We start from the raw sequence: 14,630 nt of genomic DNA, 5'->3' as shown, positions 1-14,630 counted from the left end.
CAGGAAGGGTCCCTGATACCGGTGTAAGGGGCAACCTCCACCCCGCTGGATCAGCTCTCCACCCCGCTGGATCAGCTCTCCGCCGCGCCCGATGCGCGATCGGCAGCGCCCTCGGCGTGGCCGGGGCGCCGTGCCGAGCCCAGTACGCAGTACGAGGTGGGCAGCTTCGACCCCTTCTCCGGCAGCAGCACCTGCTGGTACGGGCCGAGTTCGAACCCGGCCTCGCGCAGCGCGGCGACCGGCTCCCGGGCCAGGTGGCAGCCGCCGCTCAGCGCGGGCCACAGCGTGCGGTCCAGGGCGCGCTGGGTGAAGGTCATCGCCCGGCCGCCGCCCCGGCCGTGCTCGAAGAACCGCACCTCGCCGCCGGGCCGCAGCACGCGCCGCAGCTCCCCGAGGGCGCGCGGCACGTCACGGACACTGCACAGCACCAGGGACAGCACGGCCGCGTCGTAGGCCTCGCTCTTCACCGGGAGCGCCTCCGCCGCACCCGGCACCACGTCCACCGGCACCTCGCAGCGCCGGGCTGCCTGCGCGGCCAACTGCCGCAGCAGGCGCTCCGGTTCGATCGCGACCACCTCCGACACCGTGCCCGGGTAGTGCGCGAAGTTCAGTCCGTTGCCCGCGCCGATCTCGATCACGCGCCCGGACAGGCCGGCCAGCAGCCGGTCGCGCACCCGGGCCATGCCGAGTCTGGTCTCGGCGCGTGTACTGACGCGGGCGTAGCAGCGGGCGAACAGCGGGTGGTGGACGGGATCCCGCGCCAACTTGCCGGAGTCCGCGGGTCGAACCCCCATGGCAACCTCCCAGACAGGACGGCCAGGTCGTAGGGGGATTGTCCCCCGTGCGGGCCCGTCACACCCCTCGCCACGGGCTCACGCGATGAAGTCGCGCACCTGTTCGTATATGCCGTGGTCGTTGTTGGTGTCGGTGTGCGAGACGCAGCCGACGTCCACGTTGGCCGCCCCGCTCAGCTGCGCCGAGGAGTCCGGGTTGATCGCCTCGTCGCAGTGCGACCAGTAGGCCGCGTACGACAGGCTGCCCGGGGTCTCGTCACCGGAGTTCAGCGCGGTCAGGAACGAACTGCCCGTCTGCATCTCCTTGCAGGACGTGTACAGCCACCCGCACAGGGAGGCGATGTCGGTGCCGTGGTTCACTCCGGCGACGGACACGAAGTCGTCGACGTACGACGTCCCGCCGAGGTTCTTCAGGTAGTACCGGCCGCTGAGCGCGCCCATGGAGTGGACGACCAGGTCGACCTTCGAGGCGCCGGTTTGCGCGAGCACGTTCTTGACCTCGGTGGCCAGCTGCGAGGCCGTGGTGGCGTTGGACTGGGACCAGTCGTAGGACCACGCGAACAGCTCCGAGGGCGCGTAGCCGTCGGCCTCGAAGTCCGCGACCCAGTCGTCCCAGCTGCTCGACGAACTGCTGATCCCGTGCACGAACACGATCGGGTTGTGGCTCGCCGCGTGCGCCGGGGCCGCGGTGAGGGGGAGCGACAGAAGGAGCGATGCGGTCATCGCCGACAGTGCCGTGGCGATGCGACGCTTGTGGCGTTGCATGGATGCCTCCTGAAACGGGTGGGGTTGTTCAGGAGTGTCGGGACGGGTCTACGCGCGCCGCATCGGTGAAGTCGCCAGTCTTTACGAGTCAACTAACTCGCCAGTAACGTCAATTGCGTGGTGACGCCGGTGAATCCCCCACCTCTTGACCGCACTTCGCCACCGCAGCTCACCGACGCGGGGCGACGCCTGGATCCCGCGCTCCCCGAAGGCGTCCGCTCCCGGGTCCTGCGGGTCGCGCACGGCGATCCGCAGGCTGCCGCCGAACTCGCCGCCCGCCTGACCGAACGGCAGACCGCGGGCCTCGACCCGCTGCCCACCGAACCCGCCGATGTCGCCCCCGAGTTGCTGCGTGCTCACCGGGGCGAGATCCGCGCGCTGCCGGACGCGACCCGGCTGCTGTTGCTCCTCGCCGCCGCGGACCAGTACCCCCTCGCCACGCACGCGTTCCCGCGCGCGGTCGCGGCCGCCCGTCTCGACATCCGCCCGCTGGAGGCCGCCGAGGCCGCCGGCGTCGCGCACGCCACGGTCGGTGGCGTGGCCTTCCGGGACGCCTGGACGCGGATCGCGGCCTACGAGACCGCGTCCCCGGCGGACCGGCGCGACGCCCACCGGCTGCTCGCCCGGGTGCTGAGCGGCGCGGGGGAGACGTCCCACCGGTCCTGGCACCGCGGAGCGGGGTCGCTCGGGCCCAGCGGAAGGCTCGCCGCGGAACTGCGCACGGCCGCGGAACACTCCCGGGCCGCCGGACGGCTCGCCCTGGCCGGTGCGCTCACCGAACGCGCGGCCGCCCTCTGCCCCGAACCGGCCGAACAGGACCGGCTGGTGGCCAGGGCCGCGGCCGACGCCTGGTCGTCGGGAGACGCCGACCGGGCGCGCCGGCTCGCCGCCCGCACGGACGACCCCGCGCCGAGCGGCATCCTCGCCCTCCGGGCGGGAAACGCCCCGGAGGCCTTCGACGCCCTGCTCGCGGCCGCGGTCCGCCGGCCGCGGGCCGAGGACGCCACCGAACTGCTGGCACTGGCCACCGAGGCCGCCGTCTACACCGGGGACCTGAGGAGATGCCGCGAGGCGTTCGTCGCCGCCCACTGGCTGGGCGTCGCACCGCCCGGCGCCCTCGCCGGGCTCTGCGCCGCCGTCGAGGGCCGCTACGAGGACGCCCGTGCCGTACTGAAAGCGGCAGCGGGCCGGTGCGGGCCCGGCGGCGACCCCACCCTGCTGATCCACTCCGGAATCGCCGCCCTGATGCTCGGCGACCACACCCGCGCGGCCACCGCCACCCTCCGGGCCGCCGCCTCCGCCCGGGCGCGGGGCACCCCCGTCACCGCCGTACAGGCCATGGAGTTCCGTGCCTACGCCGACTTCTGGACCGGACGGACCCGCGCCGCCGAGGCCGCCGCACAGGACGCGCTGGCCCAGGCGTACGCCACCGGGCAGGACAACGGGGCCTGCCATCTGCTGGCCGCCCTCGCCATGTTCGCGGCGGTCACCGGGGACGAGGACGCCTGCCGGGAGCGCGCCGCGGACGCCCGCGCGCACGCCCTCGCCCGCGGTCTGGGCCTGCCCGCCGCGCTGGCCCAGTGGGCGCTCGCCTTCCTGGACCTCGGCAGCGGGCGGTACCCCGCCGCCGCGGCCCGGCTGCGCGCCCTCGCCGGATTCGGGCCAGGCCACGGTCACCGTGCCATCCGGCACCTGGCCACCCCGCACTACGTGGAGGCCGCCGCACGCACCGGGGACACCCGGGTCGCGCGCGCCGCCCACGCCGACTACCAGCGCTGGGCGAGCGCCGTCCGCAGCCCCGACGAGCTGGCGCTAGGCGCCCGCTGCCAGGCCCTGCTCGCGCCCGGCGCCGAGGCCGTGGAGCACTACCGCACGGCCCTCGATCTGCATGCCCGCGGCACCCGCGACTTCGAACGCGCCCGCACGGAACTGCTGTTCGCGGGCACCCTGCGCCGACTGCGCCACCGCACCGAGGCCCGCGACCGGCTGCACAGCGCCCTGGAGGCCTTCGAGTCGTTCGGCGCCCCGCACTGCGCCACGCAGGCCCGCGCCGAACTCCGCGCCCTGGGCACCCCGGTGCCGGCGCCCGCCGCCACGGATCCGGCCGCCGTGCTCACCGCCCAGCAGCTGATGGTCGCCCGCATGGCCGCCGACGGCGCCACCAACCGGGAGATCGCCGACCGCCTCGCGCTCAGCCCCCGCACGATCGACCACCATCTGCGCGGCGTCTTCGCCCGGTTGGGCATCCGGTCACGGATCGAGCTGGTACGGCTGCTTGCGCGGGGCGACGGCTGAAGCGCTCCGGAGTGCGGGTGCGGGTGCGGGGCGGCCCGGGCAGGAGCGGCCGTGCGCCCGGGCCACGGGACTTGGGTTGGTCGCCCGCATGGCCGCGGAGGGTGCCACCAACCGGGAGATCGCCGACCGCCTCGCGCACAGCGGCTGAAGCGCTCCGGAGTGCGGGCACGGAGCGACCCCGCGCCCAGCCCGCTTACGGGGCCTCTCGTACCCGGAACGCCTCCGCGTCCCAGCTGCCGTCCAGGCGAGCCGACAGCCAGCCCGGAGCCGCGCTGCGGAAGTCGGCGGGTGACAGTGCCCCGGCCCCGGCGGGCAGCGCGCCCAGCAGTGGGGCGGCCGCCACCTCCGGCAGGTCCGCGAGGTTGCAGCGCGAGGCGAGGTCGGGTTCGTCGGGCCAGCTGCCGATCACCACGCCGAGCAGCCCGATCTCCCGGAACCGCAGTTCACGCGCCGTCAGCTCGGTGCTGTTCAGGGTGCCGAGCCCGGCGCCGACGACGACCAGCACGGGCGCGTTCAGCAGCCGCGCCGCGTCCGCCAGCGTCCCGCCCGCCGCGTCGAACCGTACGAGCAGCCCGCCCGCCCCCTCGACCAGCACGAGGTCGTGGTCGGTGGCCAGCTTGGCGGCCGCCTCGGCCACCTCGTGCGGGTGCACGGGTGCGAGACCCGCCCGCCGCGCCGCCGTGCCGGGCGCCAACGGGTCCGGGTAGCGGGCCAGTTCGGTCGCCGTCACCGCGCCCGCGAGACGCGCGACCTCGTCGGCGTCCCCGCGCTCGTCCGGCCGTACCCCGGTCTGCGCGGCCTTCAGCACGGCAACCGACCGTCCGGCCGCGAGCGCGGCGGCGGCCACCGCGGCGGTCGTGACCGTCTTGCCGACCTCCGTGCCCGTGCCCGTGATCACCAGTACCGGCATCTCACCCCTCCCGCGCCGCCGCGCACACCGCGCGCGTGATCCGCGCCAGGTCCGCGTCACCCGTCACATAGGGCGGCATCGTGTAGATCAGATCGCGGAACGGCCGCAGCCACACGCCCTCCCGCACGGCGGCCCGGGTGGCCCCCGCCATGTCCACCTCGTGGTCGAGCTGTACGACCCCGATCGCGCCCAGCACCCGGACCTCCTTCACCCCGGGCAGGTCGGCGGCCGCGGCCAGCCCGTCCCGCAGGCCGGCCTCGATCCGCTTGACCTCGGCCTGCCAGTCCTGTCCGAGCAGCAGTCCGATCGAGGCACAGGCCACGGCCGCCGCCAGCGGATTGCCCATGAAGGTCGGGCCGTGGGCCAGCACCGGCACCTCGCCCTGCGAGATTCCGTCGGCCACCCGTGGGGTGCACAGGGTGGCCGCCATGGTCAGATAGCCGCCGGTGAGCGCCTTGCCCACGCACATCACGTCCGGTGTCACGGCCGCGTGGTCCGCCGCGAACAGCGCGCCCGTGCGCCCGAACCCCGTCGCGATCTCGTCGAACACCAGCAGTACGTCGTGCGCGTCGCACGCCTCGCGCAGCACCCGTAGATAGGCGGGGGAGTGGAAGCGCATCCCGCCCGCGCCCTGCACCACCGGCTCGACGATCACGGCGGCCAGTTCGCCGGCGTGCCGCTCGATCGCCGTGCGCAGCTGCTCGGCGTACGCCTCCTCGTACTCGGCGGGCGGCGCGTCCGTGAACACCTGGCGCGGCAGGATGCCGGACCACAGCTGGTGCATGCCGCCATCGGGATCGCACACGGCCATCGGCTGCCAGGTGTCCCCGTGGTAGCCGCCCCGCCAGGTCAGCAGACGCCGCTTCTCCGGACGGCCCAGCGAACGCCAGTACTGCAGGCACATCTTGACCGCGACCTCGACCGACACCGAGCCGGAGTCGGCCAGGAAGACATGCTCCAGGCCATCCGGCGACATGTCGACAAGGAGCTTCGCGAGCCGGACGGCGGGCTCGTGCGTGAGCCCGCCGAACATCACATGGCTCATCCGCCCGAGCTGCCCCCGCGCCGCCTCGTCGAGCACCGGGTGGTGGTAGCCGTGGATCGCCGACCACCAGGACGACATGCCGTCGACGAGTTCGCCCGAGCCGTCCGCGAGCTTCAGCCGCACCCCGCTCGCCGACTCCACGACGAGCGGTTCGACGCGCCCGGGCATCGGGCCGTACGGGTGCCACACGTGCCGCCGGTCGAGCTCCAGCAGCTCGGGCACGCTCAGGTCAGGCATTGGGCGCGAGATCCGTTCCGGCGCCCCGGCGGCGCACGGCGACCAGATCGGTGCGCGGCTCGTTCGCCTGCGCGGTGGCCTCCGCCGGCGCGGCGGCGACGGAACCGCAGACCCCGCCGCCCTCGTGGGACCCGCAACCCGCACCCTCGTGGGACCCACAACCCGCCTCGGCGTGCGAACCGCAGCCGCCCGCGGCATCCGCGCGGTGCTCCGGAAGCGTCACCTGGTCGGAGCCCTCCACCTCGAACCCGGCGTCCGCGATCATCTCCAGGTCCGCCTTGCCCGCCTGGCCCTCGCTGGTGAGGTAGTCACCGAGGAAGATCGAGTTCGCCAGGTTCAGCGCGAGGGGCTGCATGGTGCGCAGATGCACCTCGCGGCCGCCCGCGATCCGCACCTCGACGTCCGGGCAGACGAACCGGACCATCGCCAGGATGCGCAGGCACCGCTGCGGGGTGAGGTTCCACTCCTTGCCGAGCGGGGTCCCCTCGAACGGGATCAGGAAGTTCACCGGCACCGAGTCCGGGTCGAGCTCGCGCAGCGAGAAGACCACGTCCACCAGGTCCTCGTCGCTCTCGCCCATGCCCGCGATCAGACCGGAGCACGCGGACAGACCGGCCGAGTGCGCCTTCTGCACCGTGTCCACCCGGTCGGCGTACGTGTGCGTGGTCGTGATGTCCGCGTATGTTCCCTCGGACGTGTTGAGGTTGTGGTTGTACGCGTCCGCGCCCGCGTCGCGCAGCCGCTCGGCCTGGCCGTCGGAGAGCAGACCGAGACAGGCGCACACCTCGACGCCCTCGTTCTGCTCCTTGATCGCCTTGATGGTGTCCGACACCCGGTCCACGTCCCGGTCCGTCGGGCCGCGTCCGCTGGCCACCAGACACACCCGCTTGGCACCCCCGGCCAGGCCCGCCGCCGCGGCCTGGGAGGCCTCGTCGGGCTTGAGCCAGGTGTACTTCAGGATGCCGGCGGTGGAGCCGAGCCGCTGCGAGCAGTAGGAGCAGTCCTCCGGGCACAAGCCGGACTTGAGGTTGACGAGGTAGTTAAGTTTTACGCGCCGGCCGAACCAGTGCCGGCGCACCTTGCCGGCCGCGGCCACCACATCGAGCAGGTCGTCGTCGGAGGTGGCGAGCACGGCGAGTGCTTCGTCGCGGGTCGGCAGCTCGCGCCGAAGCCCCTTGTCCACCAGCGTGTTCAGCAGGTCCATAAGGTCCGATCCTGTCCTACGGGACCGCCCCGGGCCAAGGAGAGTTTGTACAACGGAGACCGATCACCGTGTGGGTATTGCCACACCCTGGGCGGCTGGGCGTCCGGCTAGTGTCTGTCCGCTACCTACAAAAGCCCCGGAGGACCCATGGCGTTCGGCTGGATCGACGACCAGGCGGAGCAGCGCCGCCGCGCCGGACTCGTACGGACGCTGCGCCCCCGACCCGCCGACTCGCCCCTGTTGGATCTGGCCAGCAACGACTACCTGGGACTGGCCCACCACCCCGAGGTCACCGAGGCAGCCGCGGCCGCCGCGCGCACCTGGGGCGGCGGTGCCACCGGGTCCCGGCTGGTCACCGGCACGACCGAACTGCACACCGAGCTGGAGCGCGAGCTGGCCGGGTTCTGCGGCTTCGAGGCGGCCCTGGTCTTCTCCTCCGGTTACGCCGCCAACCTCGCCGCCGTCACGGCACTGGGCCCGCACGGCTCCCTGATCGTCTCCGACGCGGGCAACCACGCCTCCCTGATCGACGGCTGCCGGCTCGCCCGCGGCGCCACGCAGGTCGTGGGGCACGCCGACCCGGACGCGGTGCGCAAGGCGCTCGGCCTGCACGAGGGACCGGCGATCGTCGTCTCCGACACGGTGTTCTCGGTCGACGGCGACGCCGCGCCGCTGGCCGCGCTCGCGAAGGCGAGCCGGGAGCACGGCGCCGGGCTGGTCGTCGACGACGCCCATGGGCTGGGCGTCCTGGGCGACGGCGGGCGGGGCACCCCGCACGCGGCCGGACTCGCGGGCGCTGAGGACGTGGTCGTGACCGTCACCCTGTCCAAGTCGCTGGGCAGCCAGGGCGGTGCCGTGCTCGGTCCTGCCCGGGTGATCGACCACCTGGTCAACGCGGCACGGACGTTCATCTTCGACACGGGCCTGGCCCCCGCCGCGGCCGGCGCGGCCCTGGCCGCGCTGCGGCTGCTGCGCCGCGAACCGGCGCGGGCGGAGCGGGCCCGCGAGGTGGCCGCCGAACTGCACGCACGTCTGACCGCCATGGGTCTGGAGGCGGTACGCCCGGACGCCGCGGTCGTCTCCGTGCGGGCGCCGTCCCCCGAGGCGGCGGTGCGCTGGGCGGCCGACTGCCGTACGGCAGGCCTGGCCGTGGGCTGTTTCCGTCCTCCTTCCGTGCCCGACGGCATCTCACGGCTCAGGCTGACCGCCCGCGCGGACCTCTCCGAGGCCGAGATCGAACGCGCTGTACGTGTGATCGGCGAGGCGCGACCATGAGTCGGCGTGACACGGCCGTGCGCCGCCTGGGCGGAACCGATCAATAGCGATCGGCCGGATCGGGTCGTACGGGGATCAGCGCAGCGCGGCCAGGAACCCCGCCCAGCTCTCGGGGGAGAGGAGCAGCGCGGGTCCGGCCGGTGCCTTGGAGTCGCGCACGGCAAGCAGTCCGGTCAGCGGACCGGAGCGCGGCCGTGCCGTCTCCACGCAGTTGTTCGCTCCCGTGCTGTAGCTGCTGCGCAGCCATCGCACGTCGTGCAGATCGGTACTGGAAGGTACGTTCCGAGGCAGTGCAGACATGGTGCCTCCTTACGCGCCGTCAGCTATCCCGGCGATGTAATCCAACGATTCCTCGGGCGAAAGGGCGTGCATCCGAAGGGTGTTGAAGGCCTCGGAGTAGGCCTGGAGGTCTTCTTTCCGTTCGAGATAGAGGCTACTCGTCAAGTGGTCGAGAACAACCACATCCAGATCAGATGTGCTCGGAAATGAGAAGATAACGAAAGGGCCGGTGATGCCGATGTGCGCTCCGGCGGCGAACGGCAGGACCTGAAGCCTCACTTGGGGCAGGCGCGCCGCCTCCACCAGCCGTTCCAGCTGCCGCGCCATGACGTCCGGGCCGCCCACCTCCCGCCGCAGCACCGCCTCGTCCAGGACGGCACGCAGCTCCAGCGGCGGCTGTGACCGCAGCACGTCCTGCCGGGCCAGCCGCACCTTGACCAGCGCGTCCAGCCGCTCCTCGGCGTCGTCGAAGCCGCTCACGGCCGCCCGGGTCACCGCGCGGGCGTACTCCGGCGTCTGCAGCAGCCCCGGGACCACCGACGTCTCCAGCGTGCGCATCCCGCGCGCCTGCGACTCCAGGCTGATGAAGTCCCGGTAGGCGGGCGGCAGCACCCCGCGGTACGCGTGCCACCAGTGGTGCCGGCCGCCGACGTCGTCCGAGCCGGCCAACACCATCAGCAGCTCGCGCAGTTGACCGTCCACCACGCCGTACGCGTCCAGGAGTAACCGCACATCGGCCGGTTTCACCCCACTGGCGCCCGTCTCGATGCGGCTCACCTTCGACTGGTGCCAGCCCACCAGCCGGGCCGCCTCACCGCTCGTGAGGCTCGCCCCGGTGCGCAGTGCGCGCAGTTCGGCGCCCAGTTTCCGGCGGCGCACCGCGGGACCGTTCTGCATGGGCTACTCCCTACTCCCTTCGAGCCGCCCAAATACGGTCTGCCGTCGCAGAGTTCACCGCTTCGAGCGACAGATATATGCATATCTTGGTGGATCGCCCCCGTGACACGTGCCGCAATGGCAGTCTGACGACGAAGCACCAGTCCGGGACCGTACTCGAACCATCCGGCTCCGTGCCGGACTGCGGTCCCGTGGGAAAGGGACGACGTCGTCATGGCAGACCATCTGGAAGCATCCGTCACTCTGCCGAGCGATCCCGCCTCGGTCGCCGCGGCCCGTTCCTATGTGCTGGCCACTCTCGCGGAATGGGGTCTGCCACCGGACACGGAAGTGGCCGACACGGTCCGGCTCATCGTCTCCGAACTCGCCACCAACGCCGTACAGCACACCTTCGGTCAGTCACCCACCTTCACGGTGGACCTCGTGCTCGATCGTGACGAACACCTGCGTATCGGCGTCACCGACAGCCATCCACGCTTCCCGAAGAGACTCCCCGCCGCCGTCCAGCAGGACAACGGCCGCGGCATGGTGATCATCCGCTGGCTCACCGCCGAATGCGGCGGCAAGCTACGGGTCCGGCCCACCCGCGAGGGCGGCAAGACCGTCTCGATCGAACTTCCCTGGACGGTACCCGCCCAGCCGGTCACGGCGGCCGGACAGCAGGAGCCGTAACACTCAGGCCCCCGGAATCCGATGCGCACGCCCGAACGCCCCGCGCAGCAGGGCCCGGAAGGCGTCGGCGGCCGGAGCCACCTCCTCGGCCCGGTACGCGACCGAGATCGTACGACGCAGTTCTCCCGCCCCCAGCGGGCGCACCCCGACCGGAGTGACCGCCGTCCGCGCCACCATCTCCGGTACGACGGCCACGCCGAGCCCGGCACTCACCAGCGCGCACACCACGGCGTAGCCGGGGGTCGGCACGAGCACGGACGGCGTGGCCCCCGCCTGCGCCAGGAGCGCCTCCACGCCCTGCCGGGCAGGCAGTTGCGGAGCCATGCTGACCAGCGGCTGCCCCGCAAGCCCCGACAGCGGCAGCCGGGAGGAGTCACTGCTCAGGGCATGCCCCGGGGCGGTCACCAGGACCAACTCCTCCACCAGCACCGGCTCCAGACCCACCGAGGACGGCACCGGAACCGGCTCCGCCGGGTGATACGCATGCGTCAGCGCCAGGTCCACCGCCCCGGCCGCCACCGCCGCCACGCCGGCCGGCGGATCGTAGTCCGCCACCGACAGCTCCACATCCGGATGCGCCCGGCGGAACGCGCTCAGCACCGGCGGCAGCAGATGGATCCCGGCCGTCGGAAACGTACCGAGCCGGAGTGTGCCGCCCGACAGACCGGCCAGCCGGGCCAGTTCGTGCCGGGCCCGCTCCAACTCGTCCAGCACCCGGCGGGCCCGGGCCACCAGCAGCTCGCCCGCGTCCGTCAGCCGCGCCCCGCGGTGGTGCCGGACCAGCAGCGCCGTCCCCGCCTCCCGCTCCAGCTTGGCCAGCTGCTGGGAGAGGGCGGGAGGTGTGTAGCCGAGCCGTTCGGCGGCACGCGTGATGGACCCCGCCTCCGCGACCGCGACGAGGGCGGCGAGTCGGGTGGGGTCGTACATACCGGTTGCCTGCCCAGAGGGATGTCCGAAGAATGCGAGCCCAAAGGAACGCTTAAGGCTTACCCAGGATATCCGAAATACCTGCTGAAGGCCTGTCCACGGCAGGCTGGCAGCCATGGACGGACAGCTCATCGCCTTCACCGGGATCGCCGCCGGCATGGTCGCCATGCCCGGCGCCGACTTCACCGTCGTCGTACGCAACGCACTGGTCTCCCGCCGGGCGGGCATCGCCTGTGCGCTCGGCATCGCGGGCGGGCTGCTCGTCCACACGGCTCTGGTGGCCGCGGGGGTCGCCACGGTCCTGGTCGCCGTGCCCCCGCTGTTCCGCGCTCTGCAACTGCTCGGCGGGGCGTATGTGCTGTATCTGGGCGGGCGGACGCTGTGGTCGCTGCGGCAGCCGCAAGGCGGCGACACGGACAGTGGCACGCCCTCGGCCGCGAACCCGCTGCGTCAGGGGTTCATGACCAACGCCCTCAACCCCAAGGCCTCGCTGACCTTTCTCAGCCTGCTGCCCCAGTTCGTACCGGCGGGCAGTGCCGCGCTGCCCAGGACCCTGCTGCTCGCGCTGATCGTGATCGGGCTGACCCTGGTGTGGTTCCCCACGGTGGCGCTGCTGGTGGACCGGCTCGGCCGATGGCTGCGCCGGCCGCGGGCCGCCATGGCCCTCCGGTCGGCGACCGGTGTGGCGCTGACGGTTCTCGGTGCCGCCCTGCTCCTCGAACCGCTCCTGGCGTGACACCGGGTCAGGCCGGAGCGGACCCGAGGGGGTGCCGGTGCGACAAGGCCCGCCACCCCCTCGGGCGGGTCAGCTGACCCGGCCGTACCAGACGCTCCTCGTCCAGATCCTCTGCAGCTTCACCACGTCCCCGGTCTTCGGGGCGTGCCAGATCTTCCCCTTCCCGGCGTAGATCCCCACGTGGTACACGCTGGAGCCCGAGTGGAAGAAGACGAGGTCACCGGCCTTGCGGTTCTTGGCCGAGATGTGGTGGGTCTTGTTGTACTGCTGGGCGGCCGTACGGGGCAGGGTCTTGCCCGCCTTCTTGTACGAGTACAGCGTCAGCCCGGAGCAGTCGAACCTCCGCGGCCCGGTGGCGCCCCACTTGTAGGGGGCCCCCTTCTTGGAAGCCGCGACCTGGAGTGCCTTCGTCGCCATCGTCGCGGCCGACGCGTCGGCGGCGACACCCGGAACCACGATCGAGCCGCCCACGGCGGCGATGGTGAGGGCCGAGGCCGTACCGGCCCGGGCCATGAGCGACGGGACACGATTGAGCGCAGTCATGCGCAACCCTTCGTCAGCCGCCTGTGAAGGATGACCTGTCGGATTCGGGCTGGCGAAGTTGCCCGGCCGCGTTGCCGCGGCTTCACCCCAAGGGCTGCTCGGAACGAACAAACAGACGAACGAACATCCGTTCCGGCGACCCGTCTTGCTTGGGTCCTCCACTCCTGCCGATCCACTCCTGTCGACCGGTCATCCGGGCGGCGGCAGGACTCGGCGTCCGCCCGGACCGCCCCGCCGCTGTGGCGGGGGCTTGTCGTCAGACAGGGATCTTCACTCACAGGTGTCCGAAAATCCCAATGGAATCGGGGATTTGTGGTGTTACTCACCACTCACCCGTTCGGGTGGACATCGCTGTGTTCGAGTCATGGTCGAGGGGGTCAGGTACCCCCGGACCAGCGCGGAAGCACCTCACCGTCCCCTCCGGGCAAGCGTGTTGCGCAACCTCCACGGCCTCGGAAATGGACCCGCGACTACTCCGAACAGCGGTACGTCTTTTGGGTCGTTTCAACTCCGGTGCGGACGGCAGTGCGTCAATCGGCGGCGGGGGGTGGGACGGTGACCCTCGCGGTCCGGCGCTCGCCGTCCAGCACCCGCAGTGCGCGCGCCAACGTGGCCGCGTGCAACTCCGCCTCGCCGCGCTGGTGCATGAGGGTCAGCGCGTCGCGCAACTCCGCCGCCGCACGGACGAGCGCCTGGGCGGCCCGCAGTCCGCGGTAGGTGTCCGAGTGCTGGGCCGGATTGATCCGGCCGAGCAGGTCGACCACATCGAGGTAACGGTCGATCAACTCACCCTCGGCCCGCGTCAGGGCGGGCAGTGGCGGCAACTCCGGAGGCAGCATCCGCCGGCTCACCCCGCGTCCCGAGCGGTGCGGGAGGCCTTGCGGCTGGGGATGATCCCGTCCACCAGCCCGTATTCCAGCGCGCCCGGCGCGTCCAGGATCAGATCCCGCTCCAGGTCCTCGTGGACCTGCTCGGGGCCGCGTCCTGTGTGCCGAACGAGCATTCCTTCGAGGAGGTCCCGGGTCCGGGCCAACTCCTCGGCCTGGATGACGAGGTCACTCGGTTGGCCCTGCACGGGCTCGGGCAGCGAGGGCTGCCGGATCAGCACACGCGCGCCGGGCAGCGCGAACCGCTTGCCCGGTGTCCCGGCGGCGAGCAGCACCGCGGCGGACGAGCCGGCCTGCCCCAGGCAGATCGTCTCCACGTCGCAGCCGACGTACCGCATCGTGTCGTAGATCGCCGCCATGGCGCTGAACGAGCCGCCGGGCGAGTTCACGTACAGCGAGATGTCCCGGTCCGGGTTGTCGTGTTCGAGATGCATGAACTGCGCCATCACGTCGTTCGCCGATGTGTCGTCGATCGGCGTGCCCAGGAAGACGATCCGCTCCTCCAGCAGCTTGGAGTACGGATCCAGCGTGCGGTGACCCGTGCTGGTGCGCTCGGTGAACTCGGGCAGGACATAGCGGGCGGACGGTCGGGACATGGCGTACCCCTCCTCGCGGCAGAGCCGACTCCGGCAGAGCTCTCTGTAGAAAATGTACAGGACGTACAGAGTGTGGGTGCAAGGGTCCGTCCGCGACGCAGAACCTGCGGGCCGCCGGAGGGGTCCCCTTAAGCTGGGGGTATGGCCTACGAGATTCCGGTGACGCAAGCCAGGGCTGAGCTCGCCGACCTGATCAACCGGGTGGTGTACGGCGGCGAGCGCGTCGTCGTGACGCGGCACGGAAAGCCTCTCGTCGCCCTCGTCTCCGCCGCCGACCTCGAACGGCTGGAGGAGCTCCAGGAGTCCGCGGAGGACCAGGTGATCACCTCGGTCGCCGGCGTCCACGAGTCCGCGCCCACGCCCGCGGCCCACGACCGCCGGCGATTCGGCATCGCGGCGGAGCACCGGGGGGCCGGCGGCGCGTAGGACCTCCAGCCGGCCCTTGCCGGGATCGGGTGGACGGGCCCTGGCCGTGCGGTGATTGGGGCCGGTCCGTCGTCGGTCCGTCGTCGGGTCGTCGCCGGTGTGACGGCAGGGGCGGAGGCGGAGAGGAACAGACCGAAATGAC

General features: G+C 72.4%; 16 protein-coding genes and 1 riboswitch. Of the genes, 5 read left to right on the top strand and 11 right to left on the bottom strand.

From position 1 onward, the window contains the following. Positions 1-71: 71 nt before the first annotated feature. On the bottom strand, positions 72-794 hold the full coding sequence (locus ACFY1J_RS31735) for a class I SAM-dependent methyltransferase (RefSeq protein WP_390710400.1): 723 nt from the start codon (positions 792-794) through the stop codon (positions 72-74). A gap of 78 nt (positions 795-872) precedes the next feature. After that, on the bottom strand, positions 873-1,559 hold the full coding sequence (locus ACFY1J_RS31730) for an esterase/lipase family protein (protein WP_390710401.1): 687 nt from the start codon (positions 1,557-1,559) through the stop codon (positions 873-875). Positions 1,560-1,676: 117 nt separating this feature from the next. Here ACFY1J_RS31730 and ACFY1J_RS31725 point away from each other — a divergent pair, with 117 nt between their 5' ends. Continuing rightward, entirely contained in the window at positions 1,677-3,854 is a 2,178-nt protein-coding gene (locus ACFY1J_RS31725) for a LuxR C-terminal-related transcriptional regulator (RefSeq protein ID WP_390732435.1), read from the top strand. A gap of 193 nt (positions 3,855-4,047) precedes the next feature. Here ACFY1J_RS31725 and bioD read toward each other — a convergent pair whose 3' ends face one another. From bioD to bioB, 3 genes are read right to left on the bottom strand one after another with little or no spacing between them, the layout of a single operon-like run. Beyond that, the gene (gene bioD / locus ACFY1J_RS31720) at positions 4,048-4,764 is read right to left on the bottom strand and encodes a dethiobiotin synthase (protein ID WP_390710403.1); all 717 of its coding nucleotides are present in this window, start codon (positions 4,762-4,764) and stop codon (positions 4,048-4,050) included. Between the two features lies 1 nt (position 4,765). Then, a complete protein-coding gene (locus ACFY1J_RS31715) occupies positions 4,766-6,046 on the bottom strand; it encodes an adenosylmethionine--8-amino-7-oxononanoate transaminase (protein WP_390710404.1) in 1,281 nt (426 codons plus the stop codon). Further along, on the bottom strand, positions 6,039-7,250 hold the full coding sequence (bioB, locus tag ACFY1J_RS31710) for a biotin synthase BioB (protein WP_390710405.1): 1,212 nt from the start codon (positions 7,248-7,250) through the stop codon (positions 6,039-6,041). The genes ACFY1J_RS31715 and bioB overlap by 8 nt, the downstream gene beginning before the upstream one ends. 147 nt (positions 7,251-7,397) lie before the next feature. On the opposite strand from bioB, the gene ACFY1J_RS31705 reads away from it, so the two are divergent. After that, entirely contained in the window at positions 7,398-8,525 is a 1,128-nt protein-coding gene (locus tag ACFY1J_RS31705; RefSeq protein ID WP_390710406.1) for an 8-amino-7-oxononanoate synthase, read from the top strand. 75 nt (positions 8,526-8,600) lie between these two features. On the opposite strand, the gene ACFY1J_RS31700 is transcribed toward ACFY1J_RS31705, so the two are convergent. Both ACFY1J_RS31700 and ACFY1J_RS31695 read right to left on the bottom strand, forming a co-directional pair. Next, entirely contained in the window at positions 8,601-8,825 is a 225-nt protein-coding gene (locus ACFY1J_RS31700) for a DUF397 domain-containing protein (protein WP_390710407.1), read from the bottom strand. Positions 8,826-8,834: 9 nt separating this feature from the next. After that, positions 8,835-9,701 carry a helix-turn-helix domain-containing protein gene (locus ACFY1J_RS31695; RefSeq protein WP_390710408.1) on the bottom strand — a complete coding sequence of 289 codons (867 nt, stop codon included), beginning with the start codon at positions 9,699-9,701 and terminating at the stop codon, positions 8,835-8,837. A 213-nt stretch (positions 9,702-9,914) separates the two neighbouring features. Here ACFY1J_RS31695 and ACFY1J_RS31690 point away from each other — a divergent pair, with 213 nt between their 5' ends. Next, on the top strand, positions 9,915-10,373 hold the full coding sequence (locus tag ACFY1J_RS31690; RefSeq protein WP_390710409.1) for an ATP-binding protein: 459 nt from the start codon (positions 9,915-9,917) through the stop codon (positions 10,371-10,373). A gap of 3 nt (positions 10,374-10,376) precedes the next feature. Here the strand turns inward: ACFY1J_RS31690 and ACFY1J_RS31685 are convergent, their stop codons facing one another. Beyond that, positions 10,377-11,300, bottom strand: coding sequence for a LysR family transcriptional regulator (locus ACFY1J_RS31685; RefSeq protein ID WP_390710410.1), 924 nt, complete (start codon positions 11,298-11,300; stop codon positions 10,377-10,379). A gap of 115 nt (positions 11,301-11,415) precedes the next feature. Here ACFY1J_RS31685 and ACFY1J_RS31680 point away from each other — a divergent pair, with 115 nt between their 5' ends. Continuing rightward, complete coding sequence (locus ACFY1J_RS31680; RefSeq protein ID WP_390710411.1) at positions 11,416-12,036, top strand: LysE family translocator; 621 nt, start codon at positions 11,416-11,418, stop codon at positions 12,034-12,036. A 69-nt stretch (positions 12,037-12,105) separates the two neighbouring features. On the opposite strand, the gene ACFY1J_RS31675 is transcribed toward ACFY1J_RS31680, so the two are convergent. The 3 genes from ACFY1J_RS31675 to ACFY1J_RS31665 form a co-directional block, all read right to left on the bottom strand. After that, positions 12,106-12,579: a C40 family peptidase gene (locus ACFY1J_RS31675; RefSeq protein WP_390732434.1), complete on the bottom strand. Its 474-nt coding sequence runs from the start codon at positions 12,577-12,579 to the stop codon at positions 12,106-12,108. 3 nt (positions 12,580-12,582) lie between these two features. Further along, a riboswitch (cyclic di-AMP (ydaO/yuaA leader) is annotated at positions 12,583-12,805 on the bottom strand. 304 nt (positions 12,806-13,109) lie between these two features. After that, on the bottom strand, positions 13,110-13,418 hold the full coding sequence (locus tag ACFY1J_RS31670) for a hypothetical protein (protein WP_390710575.1): 309 nt from the start codon (positions 13,416-13,418) through the stop codon (positions 13,110-13,112). An 8-nt stretch (positions 13,419-13,426) separates the two neighbouring features. After that, complete coding sequence (locus tag ACFY1J_RS31665; protein ID WP_390710412.1) at positions 13,427-14,062, bottom strand: ATP-dependent Clp protease proteolytic subunit; 636 nt, start codon at positions 14,060-14,062, stop codon at positions 13,427-13,429. A gap of 141 nt (positions 14,063-14,203) precedes the next feature. Here ACFY1J_RS31665 and ACFY1J_RS31660 point away from each other — a divergent pair, with 141 nt between their 5' ends. Then, on the top strand, positions 14,204-14,488 hold the full coding sequence (locus ACFY1J_RS31660; RefSeq protein ID WP_390710413.1) for a type II toxin-antitoxin system Phd/YefM family antitoxin: 285 nt from the start codon (positions 14,204-14,206) through the stop codon (positions 14,486-14,488). Positions 14,489-14,630 lie beyond the last annotated feature (142 nt).

This window comes from Streptomyces sp. NPDC001406 (assembly GCF_042895285.1).
Taxonomy (GTDB): domain Bacteria; phylum Actinomycetota; class Actinomycetes; order Streptomycetales; family Streptomycetaceae; genus Streptomyces.
This window is presented reverse-complemented; position numbering and strand designations above follow the sequence as displayed.